The sequence below is a fragment of the Thermoanaerobacterium thermosaccharolyticum DSM 571 genome (assembly GCF_000145615.1).
GTDB classification, from domain to species: Bacteria; Bacillota; Thermoanaerobacteria; order Thermoanaerobacterales; family Thermoanaerobacteraceae; genus Thermoanaerobacterium; species Thermoanaerobacterium thermosaccharolyticum.
Genome location: NC_014410.1, coordinates 81,239 through 102,385, shown reverse-complemented (window position 1 = coordinate 102,385; position 21,147 = coordinate 81,239). Strand labels below are relative to the sequence as shown.

Sequence of the window (21,147 nt, the reverse complement as noted above, 5' to 3'; positions counted from 1 at the left end):
ATATACTTTATTGCAAATGTATTGTCAACTATATTTTTTCCATCTTCATTCTCTCTTCTACAAATTTTACAGCATCATCTTTATTTTCAATATTGCCGTAAAACTGGTTTTTTCTTAGTTCGTACAATATTTGATTTAAAAGCTTATAATCTTTAAGATCAAAATTGACTATTATATCCAAAGGTGTAAGAAGTGGAGTTTTTGTTTTCTCATAGTCCATGTACCTTCTAAGCATATTCAATATAAAACTTCTATAGCAAGAAGCTTCATTTAAGCGACCTTGTCCCTTCATTGCAGCCACAACATCAGCCTGCGACAACAGTAAACATCCAATGGAATCATCTTCTAGATCAGAAAAAAATTTAAACATAGCCTTATTCGACATACCATTTACATAAATCGAAAATGGATTTGCATGATAGAGGACCATCTTTTTTATCAAAGACGATTCTTTTTTAGCCATTTTTAACCTTTTGGTTATACCTGATACAATTTTTTCTCCCTTTACATCGTGATTGAAAAACTGAATATGATTATCAGCATCAATATAAATTGCATCTTTCTTGCCAATTTCGTGAAACATAGCTGCAAGCTTTAATACATCTTTTAACTTATTTCCCGAAGAAAGGTCTTTACTGAGGTAAGATAAAATAACTTTTGTCATGTAAGAAGGAAATCTAAGCTCCTTTACTATATTTTCATATTCTTCAACTGTTTTAATCGAATGATACCATGAATCCAAAACCTGATAATAGCATCGCCCTAATTCCTTCATGTTTTTTATTTCAGGAAATATTGAATCGATTAAGCCCAGCTCGTCCATCATTTTTATATATTTAAATGATTCTGACGATTTTAATATTGCATATATCTCATTCATAATTCTTTCCGATGAAATTCTGCTAATCAGATTTGCCTTTTCTTTTATAAGATTCTTAGTGTCTTCTTCTATTGCAAATTTGTACTTGGAAGCAAATCTTACGGCTCTAAGCATCCTTAGCGGATCGTCATCAAATGAATTTTTGCTTACACATCTAATCTTTTTATTTTGAATGTCATATAGCCCTCCAAATGGATCTATTATCAAATTACTATCAAAAAAATCATTTAATCTCAGTGCCATTGCATTTATGGTGAAATCTCTATGTCCTAAATCTTCTTCTATATCTTCGCCTGTTATTTGTGTAAAATCCATCATGGTTTTTTCATACACAACTTTATACGTTCCTCTTTCTTCTGCATATGGGACAAAAGTTCCCCCAAGTTTTTCAGATACAAGCTTTGATATTGATGCAGCATCGCCTATGACAACAAAATCATAATCATTAATCTCTCTATTCAATATTCTATCCCTTATAGCACCACCTACAACATACACATTTTCAGAATAATCATCAAGTATACGTTTTATTCTATTTATTAATATCGCCATGTCAAGCATTCCCCTTAGTTTTTATAAGATATTATCATCTCTAGTATACCAAATTTTAAGAAGTAAACAAGCTAAAAAAACAATCTGCTGTAAAAAACCGATGAAAGTATTGCAATTATATCTGCAGCAATTCCTGCTATTATGGAATGCCTCATTTTTTTTACACCTACAGATCCAAAATAAACTGCCAAAACGTAAAATGTTGTCTCCGTTGAACCGTACATAACAGAAGCAAGCTTTGCTGTAAAGGAATCAGGACCTTTTGACTTGATTAATTCAGTAGCTATGCCTAATGCACCACTTCCTGAAAGAGGCCTTATAAGAGCCAGTGGTATAACTTCTGATGGCATTCCTATTCTGGATGTAAAAGGCTCAATAAGTTTTGCAAATCCGTCTAATGCACCTGACGACCTTAAAACACCTACAGCCACCAGCATTGCCAGCAAAGCCGGAAATATTTTTGTCATCGTATTGATTCCATCTTTTGCACCATCAACAAACACTTCATACACTTTAACATGCTTAATAAGCCCATACAATGGAATTATCAACAAGACTACCGGTATAATCAGCTCCGATATTATTTTCAGCATAAAATATCACTCCTTAAAAAGTGATGATTTCTCCAATGTCTTTACAACTATAATGCCAGCAATTAAAGCCGTAACACTAGAAAAAAGACCTACAACAACAAAGTCCGCAGGATTTTTGGCACCTAAAGATGCCCTTACTCCTATCATTACAGCAGGTAGTAACTGAACTGATGCCGTATTTATAACAAGAAAGGTGCACATGGAATTTGATGCAACATCTCGATTATTTAACTCTTGAAGATACTCCATTGCCTTTATGCCAAAAGGTGTCGCAGCATTGCCTAACCCCAGCATGTTGGCCGATATATTCATAATCATAGCACCAATCGCTGGATGATCTTTAGGCACTTCCGGAAAAAGTTTTATAATTACTGGCTTCAATAGCCTCGAAAGTATATCCATAAGACCTGATTTTTCAGCAATCTGCATGATGCCAAGCCATAAAGACATTATGCCTATTAATCCGATAGATATCGTAACAGCCGACTCAGACGAATCAATAATAGCTTTAGATACCTCTCCCATTCGGCCGTTTATTATGCCTATTACTACACCAATTCCTATCATAAAAAACCAAATATAATTTATCAATTGTATCTCCTCCATTCTATAAAAATTTATGTTAATTTTAAAAAAAAATGCCAATAAAGTATTGACTTATTTTGCAAAACTTGGTATTATTAGATATGCGAAGAATTTGTCGAATTTTGTAGTTTTAGGAGGGGAGAGTAATGTTGAAATCTACAGGAATAGTTCGAAAAGTTGATGAACTTGGAAGAGTCGTCATCCCTATCGAGCTTAGAAGGACACTGAATATAGCCGAAAGAGACGCTCTCGAAATTTATGTAGATGGTGAGCAGATTGTACTTAAAAAATACGAACCTGCGTGCATTTTTTGTGGCAATGCAGAAAACGTCGTAAATTACAAAGGCAAGAACATCTGCAAGAACTGTCTTGATGACATTAAAAAAAGCGAATAAATAAAAAAATAATAGAAGTTTACCTTCTATTATTTTTTTATTCTTCTATTTCATTCTTGTTGTAGGGCTCTATATGAACAATAACCTCCGTAACACCCGGTATCTCCTTTTTAAGCCTCTCTTCTAGCTGACTTGCTATGTCGTGAGCATCAATTATGTTCTCGCTAGGATCTACCATGATATGGAGATCTATATTTATATCATCTTCTCGTCCTCTGCTTCTTATTTGATGGCACGACAAAACCCCTTTTACACTGACCGCAATATCGTGAATTTTTTTTGAATCCACCACTACTCTATCACACAAGATGTCAGAACTGTGCTTTATTATTTCTATGCCGGCTTTTATAATAAAGATTGATATAACTACAGACATGATAGGATCAATATAAGTCGGTATTCCAACTTTTAATGCAATAAGCGTTATGAGTACAGACACAGATACGTAAATATCGCTTTTAGTGTGAAGCGAATCTGACACGAGTATATCACTTTTTAGCTTAACACCCTGCCTGTACTCATAGGTAAACACAAATATGTTTATAAGCAGCGTCACAATCATTATTATAAAACTGTCTAAAGTAATTTTGGGAACGACAGGATTTAAAAATCTGCTGTAGGCTTCCTTTAGTACGTTGTAGCTGACCACAAAAAGCATAATAGATATAAAAATGGACGAAAATGTCTCAAACTTTTTATGCCCATACGGATGCTCTTCATCCTCCGGCTTTGATGCAAGATATATGCCCACAAGCCCGACTATATTGCCTGAGCTGTCTGATAGAGAATGATATCCGTCAGCCACCATACTAGCACTTTTTATATACATGCCGTATAAAAGTTTAGCTAAAGCCACCATTACATTTAAGATCAATATTAGCATTAAGACCTGTTTAACTTTTTTAAATGAATTCATTATAAAACCGCCTTTTCAGTATCAATTGAAAATATTTAATATAATACATATTATATGCTTAAACTTAAAAATATGCAATATATTAAGCATTTTTTATTTTTGAAATTATTGATTATCATTATCAATTGATACTGAGATACAGAATCGAATCATCTGTCTTCTTTTAATGTAAGTTTGTAAATTTCACTCTTTGGTATTTTTAATTGCTTTGCTGTCATTTTAATTGCTTCTTTTTTATCGATGCCACATTCAAGGTATTTTTGCAAAAGTTCTTTGGGCTCCACCAAAATCTCATCTTTCGCACCTTCAATTACCACCACTAATTCTCCTTTTACCCCATCCCCAAGTTTATATAAAACCTCCTCTACAGTACCCCTTATATACTCCTCATGTACTTTTGTAAGTTCCCTTGCCACTGCTATCTTTCTATCGCCTATGTACGATTTAATTTCATTTAATGTGGAAATTATCCTGTGAGGAGCTTCATAAATGATAACTGTTCTCTTTTCTCTGGATATTTCTTTCATAGCCTCTTCTCTATCACTTTTTTTAGTAGGCAAAAAGCCCATAAACACAAACTTCTTAGTGTCAAGTCCAGAACCTACAAGAGCTGTCGTTATTGCCGTGGCACCTGGAAGCGATACTACATTTATTTTTTCATTTATACAGAGCCTCACAAGATCTTCCCCAGGATCAGATATGCCAGGTGTACCTGCATCGGTAACCAGTGCTACGTTTTTTCCTGCCTTTAGCTCATCAACAAGTTTTAATCCACTTGAAACCTTATTATGCTCATGATAACTTACAACTGTTTTTTTTATATCATAGTGATTTAAGAGTTTCATAGTTTGCCTTGTATCCTCTGCAGCAATAATATCTACTTCCTTAAGTATCCTTAAAACCCTCAATGTTATATCTTCGAGATTCCCTATTGGAGTAGGACATAAAAATAGATTTCCAGACATTTTATTCCTCCTCTATTGTAGTTTTGCCATATATGCTTAAAAGCTCGTCAGTGTATTTTCCTTCCCTATTATAAATGTACAAAGGCTTCATTATGACAACACCACTTTTGGCACCTTTTTTAGCTTCAACCAATACTAAATTTGGTTTTTCTTCAACATATGGATGTACAAATCTAATTTTTTTAGGCTCGAGATTGCAAATCCTTAAATTATAAACAATATCCACAAGTCTATCCACCCTATGTACCATAAAAAACTTTCCACCAAATTTCAAGAGCTTAGATGCTACCTTGACAAAATCCTGCAATCCGCCATTTATCTCGTATCTTGAGATGTTTTCACTTTCATTGCTTTTATCAAATCCCGTCTTATGTGGCATATAAGGTGGATTTGTTGTTACTATATCATATTTTTCAACGCCTAACTTATCCACAATATTTCGTATATCATCATTTATTATTTCTATTCTATCTGTAAGGTTATTAAGCACCACATTTCTTTTTGCTATATCAGCAACATCTCTTTGTATCTCCACTCCTGTAACATGTGTATTGCTGGACTTTCCAGCAATTAAGATAGGTATAATTCCAGTACCGCAACCTAAATCGATAATTTTATCTCCTCTTTTTGTGTATACAAAATTTGAAAGCAATATTGCATCCATTCCAAACTTGAATTTATTTTCATGCTGAATAATTTTAAGTCCATTTAAATTTAAATCATCAATTCTTTCGCCATTCTTTAGCATATTCCCACCTCATTACAAATAATTTTACCATATTGATAAATTAATATAAATTGTATTGAAAAATGGATATAAGCAAAGTATACTATATAAAGAGTTTATACATAGGGAGGAATGTGCTGGTGACGCACCCATTGTTAGTACCTCATGTATCATCAGAGATAGGAAATTTAAAAGCAGTTATTTTGCACAGGCCTGGAAAAGAATTGGAAAGGCTTACTCCGCAAAATCTATCAGAACTGCTTTTCGATGATATTCCATGGGTTAAGAAAATACAAGAAGAACATGATGAGTTTGCAAAAGTATTAAGAGATAATGGTATAACTGTGCTTTATATTAAAGATCTCTTAAAGGATGTATTAAAAGATGAGAATATAAAAGAACAATTTATTGTTGATCTTCTCAAGATAAATGGCATCACGTCTCTTGAGTCAAAAAATTACTTAAAAGATTACCTTTTAGACATGAGCTATGACGATATTGCAGAAATAGCTATAAGCGGCCTTGAAAAGGGAGATATTGAATCTAACAACATACCTATGGGACTTGCAGAGTTTATCTATGAGGATCACTATTTTTATATTAAGCCTGTTCCAAACATGTACTTTACAAGGGATCCAGGTGCAATGATAGATGGAGGCCTGATGATAAGCTCCATGAAAACAGCAGCAAGGAAGCCAGAAACACTCATATTAAAATACATATACAAAAATCACGATATATTTAAGAGAAACAATATCCCATGCTGGTATGACAACACGTATTTTCATTCTCTAGAAGGCGGTGATGTGCTGATATTAAGTGATAAAGTAATTGCCGTAGGTTGTGGTGAGAGGACGACACCACAAGCTATAGAGCAGCTAGCACGTAATCTTTTTGAAGGTGGATCAACTGTTGAACATATCCTTGTCGTACAAATACCTATTAACAGGTCTTATATGCATCTCGATACAGTATTTACAATGGTTGACAAAGAAAGATTTGTATTTTACCCAGGTATAAAAAGGGATTTAAGGGTATTCAGCATCATAAAAGAAGATAAGGGTTTTTCAATAAAAAAAGAAAAAGACCTTATGGATGCATTAAAATCATCACTTAATCTAAGCAACATAGAGATAATACCAACAGGCGGTCTAAATGCAATTACATCGGCAAGGGAACAGTGGAGTGACAGCACAAATACGCTTGCTATAGCACCTGGAAAAGTCATAACATATTCTCGAAATGAATCATCTAACAAAATCATGGAAAAAGAAGGCATTGAAGTCATCGGAATTGAAGGATCAGAGCTATCAAGAGGAAGAGGCGGTCCAAGATGCATGAGTATGCCGCTTTTGAGATATTAGAGGGTTTTACCCTCTTTTTAATAATTTCTTAACATTTATGGTGTATAATAAATAAAAAACTATAGAGGGTGTGTTTCACTTGAAGAAATTTATCACTGCTTTTATGCTTTTATTGATGACTTTGACTTTTATGCTGCCACAAAAAAGTTATGCTGATACAAGCAACAATAAAAAAGTAGTGCTTGTAATAATCGACAGGGTTAGTCTAAGTGACTATACAAAATACGACGCAAAAAACATTCAAAAGCTAATCAACAACGGTTCAGTTGGTCTTATGAATGTCAGAAATGCTGATGGTTACGTCGATGCATCTGGGTATTTGACATTTGGAACCGGCACAAGGGCAAGTGCTCATGACATCGGTCAAATAAGTCTTAATGTGAACGAAAAATATTCTTTCGGAACCGCGGGGGAAATTTACGAGCTTAACACAGGAGATGACTATGGAAATGCAAACATAGTAAATATAGGCATATCAAACCTTATACAAAGCAGCAAAAGAGCCGACTACAAGATTACGCCTGGTCTTTTAGGACAACTGCTAAAGGATAACAACATTCCTACATACGTCTTTGGAAATTCTGATATAATAACAGACAGCTCAGTTTCATATAGAAGGTATGGGGCGCTAATCGCCATGGATGAGAAAGGTACAGCATTTGGCGATGTCAGTGAAAATGTATTGAAGTACGATAGAAATAGCCCCTATTTTATTAGCACTGATTACAATAAAATCTTTGACTATTTTCAAAAATACGATAAAAATGGTGGATTCTTTGTAATCGACACTGGTGATACATCGAGAGTAGATAGCTATTCTTCCAACGTATCAGACCAATTGGCATCAAAATATGAAGAATACGCCATAAAAAACGCTGATGCATTCATAGGAAAGCTTCTAAAAAACTTGGATCCATCGAGGGATTTGCTTATAGTGGCGACGCCTTACCCTTCAAAAAGCGATATGTCTACTAACAATCTACTATCGCCAATAATAATCTATGGTCCCGGATACAACGGACTTACAACATCTATCACAACAAAAAGAAATGGGATCATTACAAATTTAGATTTGGCGCCTACAATACTTAATTATTTCGGCATAAAGGCACCTGTAGAAATGTTAGGACATCCCATAACGAACATAAAGACCCAAGACAAAGTAAATTACTTGGAAAATCTAAATGATAAAGTAGTGTCTATCTACACTGCACGACCCATCGTCTTAAAAAGTTACGTAATTTTTCTAATCATAATTTTAATACTTTACCTGATTACGCTATTTCTAAAGATCAACTACTTAAAATACTTGAAACCTATAGTTTTAGGCGTGATGATCGTCCCTCTGTCGCTTTTGATTTTGTCCCTTTTTGGGCCTTTGACTGTGTATTCAAGCATGATCGCTTTGATACTTATAACAATAGCTTTATTGCTTATAATAAAACTTTTTGCTAAAAATGAACTTAATATGCTAATAGTGATAAGCCTTTTAACTGCTTTGACAATTACGGTTGACATTTTTACAGGAGCACATCTGATGAAAGGCTCTATTTTAGGATATGACGTCATAGCAGGTGCAAGATTTTACGGCATAGGAAATGAATACATGGGAGTCTTGATAGGTTCCACTATAATGGGTGTTATGGCACTTATTCAAAAGTACGACAACAAAGCCACTAAATTTTCTGGCGTCTTATTTTTCGCCTTAGTGTTCCTGCTGATGGTACTTCCTCAATACGGTGCCAAAATAGGCGGATTTATAACAGGTTTTATGGCTTTCGGTGTAACACTTTTGCTTATGTCAGAAATTAAAATCAATTATAAAAATCTATTGATTTTGTTTATATCTATGGTGCTGCTTTTAACCCTCATGTTCATAGCATCGATGTTTATGGACACGGTTACACATATGGCACAAACAGCATTAATTGTAAAAAATGAAGGAATAACTGCATTGTATAAAATATTCGCCCGTAAATTAAATATGGAACTAACCTTAATAAGATATACCATATGGTCTTGGGTTTTAATCATAACAATAATGAGCTTGTTTATCTTGTCTTATAAGCCAACAGGAATACTTAAAAGCATATTTAAGAAAAATAAATACATCTACTACGGTTTCTTCGGCAGCATTGTGGGAATGCTTTTTGCCTTAGCATTCAACGATGCCGGCATAGTGGCTGCATCTACAATGTGCATATATGCATTTCCTCCAATACTCATAATGTTAGAAGGGGAAATAAGGAAAAGCGAAATTTAAGGAGATGGTAATGTGATATTGATGTCTTTAGAAATACTTATTATATCAATTGCTGCCGGAATTTTTGGAGCGCTTTTAGGACTAGGCGGCGGTATAATAGTCATACCAATGCTTACACTGCTGCTGGGAGTAAATATAAAATACGCAATAGGCGCCAGCATCATATCTGTAATAGCGACTTCCAGCGGTGCTGCCGTTACATATGTCAGGGATAAAATAACAAACATACGGATAGGTATGTTCTTAGAAATTGCCACTACAACAGGTGCTCTCACAGGTGCATATATTGCCGGCTTAATAAGTTCAAAATATTTATACATCATTTTTGGACTTCTTCTTTTGTATTCTGCATATACGATGTTAAAAAAGCGCAATGAGGAATTACCTGTAGGAGTAGTATCTCAACCAATTGCAAAAAAGTTGAAACTAGAAGGATCTTATTATGATAAAGTGTTGAAAAAAGAGATAAGATACAATGTGACAGGTGTAAATAAAGGGTTTGGCATGATGTACATAGCAGGTGTAATATCTGGGTTATTAGGCATAGGAAGTGGTATCTTTAAAGTAATGGCAATGGATCTATTTATGAGACTTCCTATGAAAGTATCAACTGCTACCAGCAACTTTATGATGGGAGTTACTGCTGCTGCCAGTGCAGGAGTATACCTTGTAAGAGGTGACATAGATCCAAAGATAGCAGGTCCTGTTGCACTTGGCGTATTACTAGGAGCAACATTGGGCACAAAAATCATGACAAATATGAAGAGTACAACCATAAGAAAGATATTCATACCTGTTCTGGCATACGTCTCAATCGAAATGCTTTTAAAAGGTTTGGGGGTATAGATATGGAAAGCAAAAAAAATCAAAATCAAAATGAAAAAATTGAAAATATGGAGCTTATTATTAGCAAGACTTTAAGGGCAGGCGTATTAATAAGTGCACTAATAATATTGATAGGTCTCATTATATTTTTTGCAACTAACAACAGCGGATATCCAGCAAACTCGTACCCAACATCCATTGCAGCTGTATTAAAGGGATTGCTGTCTTTAAAACCTTATTCAATAATTATGACAGGTCTGTTAGTGCTTATACTAACTCCCGTATTTCGAGTCGGGGTATCCATCATTACGTTCTTTCAAGAAAAGGACTATATGTATGTATACATAACATCAGCAGTCTTCATTATTTTAATACTTAGCTTTATGTTGGGTAAAATTGGATAAAAAAAGAGAGTCAAAGTCTCTTTTTTATTCAATAAAATCATCGCCTAATATTTCATTGTAAATTTCCGAAATTTCATCTTTTTTATCTTCTATAACAGTCACATCTTCTGGGTCGTATTCCTTCGTTATCTCTATTCCTTCTGCATTTTTCATCTTTACTTTAAGCTTTTTTCTTACAACATCGACTTCAGTTATCCTCATTTCTTTATCGTCGACTTTTATAAGGCTTCCTACTGAAGGCAGTTCAGACCTCACTTCCTCATAGGTGTCCTGCTCATATTTTAAACAGCACATTAATCTACCACACAAACCTGATATTTTCGTAGGATTCAATGACAGGTTTTGGTCTTTTGCCATTTTAATCGAAACAGGCTCAAAATCGCCTAAAAAAGTTACACAACAAAGAGGTCTACCGCAAGGTCCAAGGCCACCCACAATCTTGGATTCATCTCTTACACCTATTTGCCTAAGCTCAATTCTCGTCTTAAAAACCGCAGCTAGATCTTTTACAAGATCACGAAAATCTATTCTACCATCAGCAGTAAAATAAAATATTATTTTGTTGTTGTCAAATGTGTATTCAACATCGATCAATTTCATATCTAAATTATGCTCTTTTATCATGTCCATACAGACACCAAAAGCCTCTGCTTCGCAATCCTTATTCTCTTTATAGTGTTCTAAATCTTCGTCAGTTGCAATTCTCAGTACCATTTTCAGCGGAGCTATTATTTCGTCATCATTAACCTCTCGTTTTCCAACGACAACTTCTCCAAATTCTATTCCTCTGGCTGTCTCAACAATAACATTGTCTCCTACATTTACAGGCAAATCGCCTGGATCAAAATAATATATTTTACCGGCTTTTTTAAACCGAATTCCTACAACTGTATACAAAATTAAAACCTCCTAAATATTTAAGAGAAATTTTTCAATAGCTAATTGATAATTTACATTTGACTTAAGATTAAAAGCAAGCTCTCCTATCTCATTAATTATATTATTTAGCTTAAATCCTGTCAAATTGTCTGAAAAATCCTTAAGTTTATCAACCATATCTTTGTTTATGATGTATTCTTCGCTGCCCAATAATTTTAATATCATCAAATCCCTCAAATAGGAAAACATTATATCGATTATATCATCTATCATTTCTCTGTTCTCATCAAAAAATTTAAAACTTTCAAGCCTCAATGCCTTGTCTTGGTTAATCACATTGTATAAAATATCTCCCAATTCCGACCTTATTCTAGAATAACCTTCATCAATCAACAGATTTGCCTTTCCGTAATTGCCATTGGCAATTGAAGCTATTTTTTTAGCCTTACTCCTGTCAATTTTCTTTTCATTTATAAGATAGTCTTCTATTACTTCGTCTGACTCTCTAGTAAACCTTATTATTTCACATCTTGACACAATTGTTGGTAAAAGACCTTCCATCTTGGATGATGTTAAAATGAAAAGTCCATATTCAGGAGGTTCCTCTAGTGTCTTAAGTATACTGTTTTGGGCTTGCTCTGTCATTTTTTCAGCTTCTTTTATTATAAAAATCTTCTTATAAGAGTTGTATGGTTTCACATAAGCATTGTTTATTACGACATTTCTTAATGTCTCAACTTTTATTGAAATTCCATCAGGCTCTATAAAGAAAATATCAGGATGATTACCTGATATCATTTGAATACATGAAGGACAACTTAAACAAGGTTTAGAACCATTTTTACAGTTTATCATCATAGCAAAATATTTTGCCATAAATTCTTTTCCAAACCCACTTTCTCCAATAAAGAGATAGGCGTTTGCTATCTTTTGGGAACTCACAATTTTGTTAAATAGCGCCAGAATATTTTTATGCCCATATATTTTAAACATCAAAATTCACCTACGAATATATATCTACCAATAATCCTCTAATTTCCTCAATAGCACTTAAAAGATCAATGTTCTTTTTGTTTCCCTCTATAAACTCTTTCGTCATCATTTCAAGCTTCTCATTCACTTTATCTACAATAGTATAAATCTTCTTTCGTCCATTTAAACTGATGGATTCTCTCTTATTTCTTCGAAACATGCCATTTATGGAGCTTTGTAAAAATTCTTTAACTTTTTTCTTATAAATTAACAAATTATCCAAATTTAAATTTTCTTTTAATTTTTCAGCAGCATCGTCAATCTCATTTAACATTTTATCTATAATACTGTCTTTTACTTTACTTATTTCACTGTCAAAAACATCTTCAAACTTTAAAACAGAAGTTCTGCCGCTTCTGTCATCTTTGGTATATCCTGCCGTTATTTTGTTGGAATTTATCTCTTGTATTTTCATACAAAACACCTATATCCTGAAGAATTTTTCAACATCGATAACGAACACTGTAGCACCGCCGATAGAGATCTCAACAGGCTGCGGAATAAAAATATCTGTTGCACCACCCATTGGAGTCGGAGAAGTAATAATTCTGTCTCTCGTCTTACATTTTTTCTCTATTACTTCAATGGCATCGTCAAGTTTCTCATCTTCAACACCTATCATCAATGTTGTATTGCCAGACCTTAAAAAACCACCTGTAGAAGCAACCCTCGTAAAGCTAAAACCTTTCTCTGTCAGTCCATCCATTAGCCGCCTTACGTCCTCGTCCTGTACTATAGCAAAAATCAGTTTCATTTTTTCCCCTCCTTATATGATTTTACTTATTTCTTTAACGATGCTTTTCTGTATATAATCAATGTCATGTGTGGCATCTATAACTAAATATCTATCCGGCCTTGATTTTATCAATTGTTTATACCCTTCATAAACCTTCTCATGAAATTCCAAATCTTCCATCTCAAGGCGGTCTTTGTCTTTCCTTCTATCAATTCGCTTTATAGTGTCTTTGGGCTTTATATCCAAGTATATAGTCAAATCTGGTACAAGACCAGCTATAGCGATATTATTTATCTCCTCAACAGCTTTTACACCAATGCCCCTTGCATATCCTTGATATACTATAGAACTGTCAACAAACCTATCTAATATAACAATCTTTCCATTATTTAAAGATGGTATTATCACTTCTTTTACTAATTCTGCCCTTGATGCTGCATATAAAAGAGCTTCTGCGGTAGGAACTATCTTATTTTTTTTATCAAGGAGTATATTTCTGATTTTCTCACCTACACTGGTGCCACCAGGTTCTCTCAATACTACAATATCCCGTCCAATGTTTAAAAGATATTCTTTAAGTAGATTGATTTGTGTCGTTTTTCCGCTACCGTCGATACCTTCAAATGTGATAAGTTTTCCTTTGTACATTATTTAAACACCCGTATATTTAAATTATCAATGCCTACAATCTTTATACCTATATTATATAGTAATTTTATATATTGTACCATATCTTTTTTTATGATTTCTCCAGGACATATAAGAGGCACACCTGGCGGATATGGAATAACATAGTCCAAAGAAACTGAATCTACTGCATCATCTATTTTTAGAAGTGTATAAGGCTTTTTAACTGCTTCTGAAGGTTTCATTTTCATCTCCGGCACATCAGGATAATAGTCAATAAGTCTTATTTCTTGATTCCTTTTGTATTTTAAAAGTCCTTCAATAGATTTTACTAATTTGTCAAACTCCTTTTCATCATCTGCAACAGTCATTATTGCCAGTATATTGTATAAATCAGACATCTCCATTTGGATATTGAAATTTTCCCGCAATATCCTTTCTGCTTCACTTCCTGATATCCCGAGACCCTTTATGCTTATGGCAAGCTTTGTTGTATCATAATCATTAATTCCATACTTGCCTACAACGTCATCTCCTATACACTTTACACCTTCAATTGCATTCAATTTATTTCGAGCATCTATTGATAAATTTACACATTTATCTAGTCTATCTTTGCCTTTTCTTTCCATAAAATCTCTGGCCAAGTCAATTGATGTCATTAAAATATATGATGGAGATGTAGATTGATAAAGGCTCAAATAAAATTTTAATCTATCAGCGTCAACTCTATCCGTATTCACATGCAATATTGAACTTTGCGTAAAGGCGGGTAAAGTCTTGTGAATGCTTTCAACAACAATATCAGCACCCGCTTTAGATGCCGGTAATGGCAATCTGTCTGAAAACGCAAAGTGTGCACCATGTGCTTCATCTACAATCAAAATCTTGTTGTACTTATGCACTAAATCAACTATTCTTTTTATATCTATGCAAAATCCATAATAATTTGGATATGTAATCAAAACCGCTTTTATGTCTTTATTATCTTTAAGAAGACCTTCAAGTTCATCAACAGATACTCCCATTGCTATCCCATCTTCATAATCCATCAATGGATTTAAATATACTGGCGTAGCACCTGTAAGTATTAAACCATTGTATACAGATTTGTGTGAATTTCTTTGAATAAGCACCGCATCACCATCGTTTAACACGGCAGACATTGCAGCATATATTCCACATGTAGTACCGTTTACAAGAAAAAAAGACATCTTTGCGCCAAATGCTTTCGCTGCAAGTTTTTCAGCCTCCAAAATCGGTCCTTGAGGGTCATGCAGATTATCTGTGCCGGGAACTTCCGTCAAATCTATTTTGGCAAGATTCTCAATATATTTCCGGGAAATAATTCTACCTTCTTTATGACCTGGCATATGATATGGCATAGTACCATCTTCTACATACTTTAATAACGCTTCATATAATGGTGCTGACAATTTCATCACCTTTTTTCAAGTATCATAAATATATAATACCATACAAACCTAACTATTACTATAAAAAAATATGAGGACATGCCACTATCAGTCCTCATATTCAACATCCTTTGTATAGTTTCGCCAGATATCTATCATTTTTTTTCTGTAATATTCATATTCCACATCATCAGGCGACATATCAACAATAATCTTCTGGCAGTCATTGCATAAAAATTCTCCTAATACCTCAATACCATCCGTCTTTTCATGATTGCATATAAAGCACTTTTTAGTTTTTAACATGCTTTCCATATGCTACACCATCTTTCATAATATTCTATTATAATTATTTCCATGACAACCAGTATCTATACGCTTTCCTACTAACATTATATTATTATAAGAATAAAAAAAGGCAGGTCTCAATTCAATTTGCACCAAGCCCTGCATGTATTTTTTAATAAATCATTTTGACATATCTCATGATAAATCTCTATGCCTAAAACAGGATATAATGTGATCATTTACTATTCCTGTAGCCTGCATATGAGAATATATTATCGTTGAGCCTACAAATTTAAAACCTCTTTTTCTAAGATCATTGCTTATCTTATCAGATAATGGAGTCTTAGAAGGTATTTCTTCGATGCTTTTCCAATGATTAATGATAGGTTTCCCTTCTGTGAAACTCCAAATATAACTATCAAAACTCCCGTATTCCTTTTGAATCTTTAAAAAAGCTTTGGCATTTATAATTGATGATTCGATTTTTTTTCTGTTTCTAATGATTCCTTTATCATTTAAAAGCTCTAATATCTTTTTCTCATCGAACAAAGAAACTTTTTGTGGATCAAAATCATCGTACGCTTTTCTATAATTATCTCTTTTTTTAAGTATCGTAAGCCAATTTAATCCCGCCTGGGCAGATTCCAGCACCAAAAACTCAAAGTGAATTTTATCGTCATGGATAGGCACGCCCCATTCCGTATCATGGTACTTTATGTAAAGTTCATCATTTAGGCACCACGGACATCTTTCCATTGTATCCTCCTTACAAAACAAGTGCAGCAGCACCTATAAGTCCAACATCTCCACCAAGCTTTGCTTTGACAACATCGCAAATTTCTCTGTTTGGCTTCAATGCTCTATCTTTAACTGTCTTCATCATCTTATCGTATAAAACATCCCATTGACTTGAAAGGCCACCACCTATTATTATCCTCTTTGGATTATAAAAAGCCATTATATTTACAATACCTACTCCTAAATAAAATGCTTCATTTTCTATAAGCTTCAAAGCTAATTCATCACCTGACTTCGCTGCATCGAAAATATTCTCAGCCTTCAGTTCATCCATCGGGATGTTTTTAAGAATGGTATCTCTTCCTGATTCTATATATTTTTTAGCAAATTTAACTAGCGATGTACCAGAAGCATAAGACTCCAAGCAGCCGGGATTGCCACAGTTGCACCATCTAGGGCCATCAAAGTTTATCGAGTGGTGTCCAATCTCTGCTGCATTAGAGTTTGCTCCATTATACAATTTTCCCCCTATTATGGCACCACCGCCAATACCTGTGCTTACAGTTACATAAACCATATCATCTATACCTTGCCCTGCTCCAAATAAATGTTCAGCAAGTGCAGCAGCATTTGCATCATTATTAAGCTTGATTTCTGTATTAAATTCTTGTTTTAAGATGTCGACTAAATGAATATCAATCCATCCAGGTAAATTAGGCGGACATTCCACAACACCGCTATCTGCATTTAACGGTCCAGGCGCGCCTATGCCTATACCTGCAATCTGGTCTATCTCCAGCTTTGTATTTTTTAATGAATCTATTATGCTCTTCTTTATGTTGTTTATTACATGTTGGGGACCTTTATCAGCCTCAGTTGGAACCTTTACATTGTACAATATGTTACCATCACTATCCATTATACCGGTATTAATCTTTGTACCGCCAAGATCAACACCACAGACCAGCTTTTTCATCAATATCGCCTCCAAAGCAAAATACTCAAATTTTTATTAGCTGCTTATGTTCTTCTATTTATATGTTCTTATAGCAGGTTTGATTTGTCAATAGTAAATAAATATAATTCCGCATAAATTAAAAAACTCCTGTATAAGGAGTTTTACTTAGGGGGCTAATATATGAAATTTTTACCGGCAGCGACCTACTCTCCCGAGTAATCAGTACCATCGGCGCTGGAGGGCTTCACTATCACCCCAAAAAGTCTTGCGACTTTTCGGGGGACCCCGATTTGGGACCGTGTTCGGAATGGGAACGGGTTTTTAACCTCCGCTATTGCCACCGGAAATCTTTTGTTCATTTGTTATGCATATCTGTTAATTCTTTTCTATTAAGTACTTCTCGAAAAATATTATCACAAGTGAACTATTAATTGCGTTTTCGTTATATACTCGGCGAACGCAGTGCAGTGAGGCGTTAAAAGCCGTCACAACGCATAGACGGCTTTAGCCGAACTAACGTAGTGAGCCGTTAGTATATAGAAAACACAATTTGTGAACGGTGATAATATTTTTCGCTATATGCTTTTAAATAAACTTTGAATACTGCACAATGCTTCTTTGGTCAAGTCCTCGACTTATTAGTACCGGTCAGCTCAAAGTATTTCTACTCTTACACCTCCGGCCTATCTACCTCGTCTTCTCCAAGGTGTCTTACTCTGGCACTCAACTCTACCTACTGTAATCTATTTTATTTCATTCCCTAACATTTGTACATAGTGCTTTTTTCCTTCAGTAAGTATAGTTGAGTGCCAGATGGGAAATCTTTTCTTGAGGTGGGTTTCACGCTTAGATGCTTTCAGCGTTTATCCCTTCCAAACTTGGCTACCCAGCTGTGCGTACGGCTACGCAACTGGTACACCATCGGTTTGTCCACCCCGGTCCTCTCGTACTAAGGGCAGTTCCTCTCAAATTTCCTACGCCCGCGACGGATAGGGACCGAACTGTCTCACGACGTTCTGAACCCAGCTCGCGTACCGCTTTAATGGGCGAACAGCCCAACCCTTGGGACCTACTTCAGCCCCAGGATGCGATGAGCCGACATCGAGGTGCCAAACCTCCCCGTCGATGTGGACTCTTGGGGGAGATCAGCCTGTTATCCCCAGGGTAGCTTTTATCCGTTGAGCGACGGCAATCCCATTCTCTACCGCCGGATCACTAAGCCCGACTTTCGTCCCTGCTCGAATTGTCTTTCTCGCAGTTAGGCTACCTTCTGCCTTTGCACTCTTACGCGCGATTTCCTTCCGCGCTGAGGTAACCTTTGGACGCCTCCGTTACTCTTTGGGAGGCGACCGCCCCAGTCAAACTGCCCGCCTGTCAGTGTCCATATGCCGGCTTACGGCTCCTATGTTAGAATTTCGGTAATATCAGGGTGGTATCCCAACGTCGGCTCCAGATAGGCTTGCGCCCACCTTTCTCCGCCTCCCACCTATCCTGTACAGATATTACTAAAATTCAGTGACAAGCTGCAGTAAAGCTCCATGGGGTCTTTCTGTCCTGTCGCGGGTAACTCGCATCTTCACGAGTACTACAATTTCACCGGGTCCCCCATCAAGACAGCGCCCAAGTCGTTACGCCTTTCGTGCAGGTCGGAACTTACCCGACAAGGAATTTCGCTACCTTAGGACCGTTATAGTTACGGCCGCCGTTTACTGGGGCTTAAGTTCTGTGCTTCTCCGGCACTCAACTCTATCTACTAAGAGTTTATGCTTTTGGCTATTCTTTCTTTTAACCATCTTCTTGCATTATGGGATTTTTTTAATTGTTTTTCTCTTTTTTGGGCATCTTCTTTTGCTTTATATGCTTCATAGTATATTAGTTCCCATTTATGCCCCTTTGTATATTTGTTTAGCTCTTTATTATGAGCTTCTAGTCTTTTCCTTATATTTTCTGAATAGCCTGTATATATGCCTCCATTTTCGTTCTTTATTATATAGACATAATACATTTCTTTCACTCCTAATAGGTATAGTTGAGTGCCGGATAACACTTCCCCTTAACCTTCCAGCACCGGGCAGGCGTCAGCTCCTATACTTCGTCTTTCGACTTAGCAGAAACCTGTGTTTTTGGTAAACAGTCGCTTGGGCCTCTTCTCTGCGGCCTTTCGGCACTCCTTCTCCCGAAGTTACGGAGTCTTTTTGCCGAGTTCCTTAATGAGGGTTCTCCCGCTCGTCTTTGGATTCTCTCCTCGCCTACCTGTGTCGGTTTCTGGTACGGGCACCTCTATCCTCGATAGCAACTTTTCTTGGCAGCCCCTTCGAAACTTCGCCTTTCGGCTCCCCTTCACAGCTCTTATGAGCTTTGGTACTTCACTCAAAGCTCTTTTCGTCGCTGCTTGGACGTGCTCTACCAACCGCACGCTTTTCTTATCTCGCTGCGTCCTTGCTTCTCTTTTGACGGATTTCGGTGGTACCGGATTTATTACCGGTTGTCCATCGCCTACGCTTTCGCCTCGGCTTAGGTCCCGACTTACCCTGGGCGGATTATCCTTCCCCAGGAAACCTTAGGCTTTCGACGGTAAGGTTTCTCGCCTTACTCTCGTTACTTATACCGGCATTCTCTCTACTGTACTGTCCAGATTCGCTTCCGCTTATCCTTCTCCCTGTACAGTACGCTCCCCTACCATTCTTTCGAATCCGTAGCTTCGGTGGCATGTTTTAGCCCCGTTTATTTTCGGCGCAGGATTTCTCGACCAGTGAGCTATTACGCACTCTTTGAATGTATGGCTGCTTCTAAGCCAACATCCTGGTTGTCTTGGAAATCCTACTTCCTTTTCCACTTAACATGCTCTTTGGGACCTTAGCTGTCGGTCTGGGCTGTTTCCCTTTTGACCACGGATCTTATCACTCGTAGTCTGACTCCCAGGGTTCTCAATATGGCATTCGGAGTTTGATAGGGTTCGGTAACCTTTTTGGCCCCTAGTCCATTCAGTGCTCTACCTCCATATTTTTCACCCCTGAGGCTAGCCCTAAAGCTATTTCGGGGAGAACCAGCTATCTCCGAGCTCGATTGGAATTTCTCCGCTACCCACAATTCATCCCATGACTTTTCAACGTCAACGTGGTTCGGGCCTCCACCAGATCTTACTCCGGCTTCACCCTGATCATGGGTAGGTCGCACGGTTTCGGGTCTATGATATGCAACTTTCGCCCTCTTAAGACTCGCTTTCGCTTCGGCTCCGCTTTCGCTTAACCTCGCTGCATATCTATAACTCGCCGGTCCGTTCTACAAAAAGTACGTGGTCGTCCGGCTCTCAACTGGACACGCTAGTTCTTTTTTTCTTCTCTCTAACATGTTCAGTTGAGTGCCGGACTTCCACTGCTTGTGGACATATGGTTTCAGGTTCTCTTTCACTCCCCTCCCGGGGTTCTTTTCACCTTTCCCTCACGGTACTTTGCGCTATCGGTCACTTAGGAGTATTTAGCCTTGGGAGATGGTCCTCCCGTCTTCCCACCGGGTTGCCTATCCTGTGGTACTCTGGATCCCACTCGGTATTTAAAGCTTACGCCTACAGGGCTTTCACCTTCTTTGGCCTGCCTTCCCAGGTCTGTTCGGCTTCACTCCATATACCTTCTCGTGGTCCTAAACCCCATCACCTGCGGTGATGGTTTGGGCTCTTTCCTTTTCGCTCGCCGCTACTTAGGAAATCGACACTACCTTCCCAGCGGAGTCTCTCCGCTGGGAGGCCCTGTTTTCTTTCTTCTCCTCGCGCTACTTAGATGTTTCAGTTCACGCGGTTTCCCCTCCCATGGCTATGTGTTCACCATGGGATGCTTAAGTATTACCTTAAGCGGGTTTCCCCATTCGGAAATCTCCGGATCTACGTCTGCTTGCGACTCCCCGGAGCGTTTCGCCGCTCGCTGCGTCCTTCTTCGGCTCTAAGTGCCTGGGCATCCACCATACGCCCTTTGTAACTTGACCTCTTTTGGTTTTTGGAAAATATTATTA

20 protein-coding genes and 2 rRNA genes are annotated in these 21,147 nt (G+C 36.7%); 5 read left to right on the top strand and 17 right to left on the bottom strand.

What is annotated here, in order from left to right:
• Positions 1-28 precede the first annotated feature (28 nt).
• The 3 genes from TTHE_RS00505 to TTHE_RS00495 all read right to left on the bottom strand — a co-directional run bounded on the left by TTHE_RS00505 (position 29) and on the right by TTHE_RS00495 (position 2,616).
• Positions 29-1,432, bottom strand: coding sequence for a CCA tRNA nucleotidyltransferase (locus tag TTHE_RS00505; protein WP_013296660.1), 1,404 nt, complete (start codon positions 1,430-1,432; stop codon positions 29-31).
• 71 nt (positions 1,433-1,503) lie between these two features.
• Positions 1,504-2,025: a spore maturation protein gene (locus tag TTHE_RS00500; protein ID WP_013296659.1), complete on the bottom strand. Its 522-nt coding sequence runs from the start codon at positions 2,023-2,025 to the stop codon at positions 1,504-1,506.
• 6 nt (positions 2,026-2,031) lie between these two features.
• Positions 2,032-2,616: a nucleoside recognition domain-containing protein gene (locus TTHE_RS00495; RefSeq protein ID WP_013296658.1), complete on the bottom strand. Its 585-nt coding sequence runs from the start codon at positions 2,614-2,616 to the stop codon at positions 2,032-2,034.
• Between the two features lie 140 nt (positions 2,617-2,756).
• Between TTHE_RS00495 and TTHE_RS00490 the strand changes: the two genes are divergently transcribed.
• Positions 2,757-3,005: an AbrB/MazE/SpoVT family DNA-binding domain-containing protein gene (locus TTHE_RS00490; RefSeq protein WP_013296657.1), complete on the top strand. Its 249-nt coding sequence runs from the start codon at positions 2,757-2,759 to the stop codon at positions 3,003-3,005.
• A 37-nt stretch (positions 3,006-3,042) separates the two neighbouring features.
• Here TTHE_RS00490 and TTHE_RS00485 read toward each other — a convergent pair whose 3' ends face one another.
• The 3 genes from TTHE_RS00485 to TTHE_RS00475 form a co-directional block, all read right to left on the bottom strand.
• Positions 3,043-3,921 carry a cation diffusion facilitator family transporter gene (locus TTHE_RS00485; RefSeq protein ID WP_013296656.1) on the bottom strand — a complete coding sequence of 293 codons (879 nt, stop codon included), beginning with the start codon at positions 3,919-3,921 and terminating at the stop codon, positions 3,043-3,045.
• A 149-nt stretch (positions 3,922-4,070) separates the two neighbouring features.
• On the bottom strand, positions 4,071-4,886 hold the full coding sequence (rsmI, locus tag TTHE_RS00480; RefSeq protein WP_013296655.1) for a 16S rRNA (cytidine(1402)-2'-O)-methyltransferase: 816 nt from the start codon (positions 4,884-4,886) through the stop codon (positions 4,071-4,073).
• 1 nt (position 4,887) lies between these two features.
• On the bottom strand, positions 4,888-5,634 hold the full coding sequence (locus TTHE_RS00475) for a tRNA1(Val) (adenine(37)-N6)-methyltransferase (RefSeq protein WP_013296654.1): 747 nt from the start codon (positions 5,632-5,634) through the stop codon (positions 4,888-4,890).
• A gap of 119 nt (positions 5,635-5,753) precedes the next feature.
• Between TTHE_RS00475 and TTHE_RS00470 the strand changes: the two genes are divergently transcribed.
• The 4 genes from TTHE_RS00470 (at position 5,754) to TTHE_RS00455 (ending at position 10,469) form a co-directional block, all read left to right on the top strand.
• Complete coding sequence (locus tag TTHE_RS00470) at positions 5,754-6,977, top strand: arginine deiminase (protein WP_013296653.1); 1,224 nt, start codon at positions 5,754-5,756, stop codon at positions 6,975-6,977.
• Positions 6,978-7,056: 79 nt separating this feature from the next.
• On the top strand, positions 7,057-9,240 hold the full coding sequence (locus TTHE_RS00465) for an alkaline phosphatase family protein (protein ID WP_013296652.1): 2,184 nt from the start codon (positions 7,057-7,059) through the stop codon (positions 9,238-9,240).
• Positions 9,241-9,252: 12 nt separating this feature from the next.
• Positions 9,253-10,086, top strand: a complete 834-nt coding sequence (locus TTHE_RS00460; protein ID WP_013296651.1) for a sulfite exporter TauE/SafE family protein — start codon at positions 9,253-9,255, stop codon at positions 10,084-10,086.
• Positions 10,087-10,088: 2 nt separating this feature from the next.
• The gene (locus TTHE_RS00455; RefSeq protein ID WP_013296650.1) at positions 10,089-10,469 is read left to right on the top strand and encodes a DUF1634 domain-containing protein; all 381 of its coding nucleotides are present in this window, start codon (positions 10,089-10,091) and stop codon (positions 10,467-10,469) included.
• Between the two features lie 24 nt (positions 10,470-10,493).
• Here the strand turns inward: TTHE_RS00455 and TTHE_RS00450 are convergent, their stop codons facing one another.
• The 11 genes from TTHE_RS00450 to TTHE_RS00405 all read right to left on the bottom strand — a co-directional run bounded on the left by TTHE_RS00450 (position 10,494) and on the right by TTHE_RS00405 (position 21,120).
• A complete protein-coding gene (locus TTHE_RS00450) occupies positions 10,494-11,366 on the bottom strand; it encodes a PSP1 domain-containing protein (RefSeq protein WP_013296649.1) in 873 nt (290 codons plus the stop codon).
• Positions 11,367-11,378: 12 nt separating this feature from the next.
• Positions 11,379-12,341 carry a DNA polymerase III subunit delta' gene (gene holB, locus TTHE_RS00445; protein ID WP_013296648.1) on the bottom strand — a complete coding sequence of 321 codons (963 nt, stop codon included), beginning with the start codon at positions 12,339-12,341 and terminating at the stop codon, positions 11,379-11,381.
• 10 nt (positions 12,342-12,351) lie between these two features.
• Positions 12,352-12,795, bottom strand: coding sequence for a YaaR family protein (locus tag TTHE_RS00440; protein ID WP_013296647.1), 444 nt, complete (start codon positions 12,793-12,795; stop codon positions 12,352-12,354).
• Between the two features lie 9 nt (positions 12,796-12,804).
• Positions 12,805-13,134: a cyclic-di-AMP receptor gene (locus TTHE_RS00435; protein ID WP_013296646.1), complete on the bottom strand. Its 330-nt coding sequence runs from the start codon at positions 13,132-13,134 to the stop codon at positions 12,805-12,807.
• Between the two features lie 12 nt (positions 13,135-13,146).
• Positions 13,147-13,764 carry a dTMP kinase gene (gene tmk, locus TTHE_RS00430; protein ID WP_013296645.1) on the bottom strand — a complete coding sequence of 206 codons (618 nt, stop codon included), beginning with the start codon at positions 13,762-13,764 and terminating at the stop codon, positions 13,147-13,149.
• Positions 13,764-15,185: an aminotransferase class I/II-fold pyridoxal phosphate-dependent enzyme gene (locus tag TTHE_RS00425; protein WP_013296644.1), complete on the bottom strand. Its 1,422-nt coding sequence runs from the start codon at positions 15,183-15,185 to the stop codon at positions 13,764-13,766. Before TTHE_RS00425 ends, tmk begins: the two co-directional genes overlap by 1 nt.
• An 81-nt stretch (positions 15,186-15,266) precedes the next feature.
• On the bottom strand, positions 15,267-15,473 hold the full coding sequence (locus tag TTHE_RS00420) for a sigma factor G inhibitor Gin (protein WP_013296642.1): 207 nt from the start codon (positions 15,471-15,473) through the stop codon (positions 15,267-15,269).
• A 168-nt stretch (positions 15,474-15,641) separates the two neighbouring features.
• Positions 15,642-16,202, bottom strand: a complete 561-nt coding sequence (locus tag TTHE_RS00415; protein ID WP_013296641.1) for a DNA-3-methyladenine glycosylase I — start codon at positions 16,200-16,202, stop codon at positions 15,642-15,644.
• A 10-nt stretch (positions 16,203-16,212) separates the two neighbouring features.
• Positions 16,213-17,160, bottom strand: a complete 948-nt coding sequence (locus tag TTHE_RS00410; protein WP_013296640.1) for an ROK family protein — start codon at positions 17,158-17,160, stop codon at positions 16,213-16,215.
• Positions 17,161-17,332: 172 nt separating this feature from the next.
• Positions 17,333-17,487 (bottom strand): 5S ribosomal RNA (gene rrf / locus TTHE_RS13675).
• A gap of 273 nt (positions 17,488-17,760) precedes the next feature.
• A 23S ribosomal RNA gene (locus TTHE_RS00405) occupies positions 17,761-21,120 on the bottom strand.
• Positions 21,121-21,147: the final 27 nt, after the last annotated feature.

Coding starts and splice junctions, on each gene's coding strand:
- TTHE_RS00425 (WP_013296644.1), bottom strand. CDS start 15,185: ATGAAATTGTCAGCACCATTATATGAAGCGTTATTAAAGTATGTAGAA.
- TTHE_RS00505 (WP_013296660.1), bottom strand. CDS start 1,432: ATGGCGATATTAATAAATAGAATAAAACGTATACTTGATGATTATTCT.
- holB (WP_013296648.1), bottom strand. CDS start 12,341: ATGTTTAAAATATATGGGCATAAAAATATTCTGGCGCTATTTAACAAA.
- TTHE_RS00435 (WP_013296646.1), bottom strand. CDS start 13,134: ATGAAACTGATTTTTGCTATAGTACAGGACGAGGACGTAAGGCGGCTA.
- TTHE_RS00475 (WP_013296654.1), bottom strand. CDS start 5,634: ATGCTAAAGAATGGCGAAAGAATTGATGATTTAAATTTAAATGGACTT.
- TTHE_RS00410 (WP_013296640.1), bottom strand. CDS start 17,160: ATGAAAAAGCTGGTCTGTGGTGTTGATCTTGGCGGTACAAAGATTAAT.
- TTHE_RS00485 (WP_013296656.1), bottom strand. CDS start 3,921: ATGAATTCATTTAAAAAAGTTAAACAGGTCTTAATGCTAATATTGATC.
- tmk (WP_013296645.1), bottom strand. CDS start 13,764: ATGTACAAAGGAAAACTTATCACATTTGAAGGTATCGACGGTAGCGGA.
- TTHE_RS00500 (WP_013296659.1), bottom strand. CDS start 2,025: ATGCTGAAAATAATATCGGAGCTGATTATACCGGTAGTCTTGTTGATA.
- TTHE_RS00420 (WP_013296642.1), bottom strand. CDS start 15,473: ATGGAAAGCATGTTAAAAACTAAAAAGTGCTTTATATGCAATCATGAA.
- TTHE_RS00490 (WP_013296657.1), top strand. CDS start 2,757: ATGTTGAAATCTACAGGAATAGTTCGAAAAGTTGATGAACTTGGAAGA.
- TTHE_RS00440 (WP_013296647.1), bottom strand. CDS start 12,795: ATGAAAATACAAGAGATAAATTCCAACAAAATAACGGCAGGATATACC.
- rsmI (WP_013296655.1), bottom strand. CDS start 4,886: ATGTCTGGAAATCTATTTTTATGTCCTACTCCAATAGGGAATCTCGAA.
- TTHE_RS00455 (WP_013296650.1), top strand. CDS start 10,089: ATGGAAAGCAAAAAAAATCAAAATCAAAATGAAAAAATTGAAAATATG.
- TTHE_RS00415 (WP_013296641.1), bottom strand. CDS start 16,202: ATGGAAAGATGTCCGTGGTGCCTAAATGATGAACTTTACATAAAGTAC.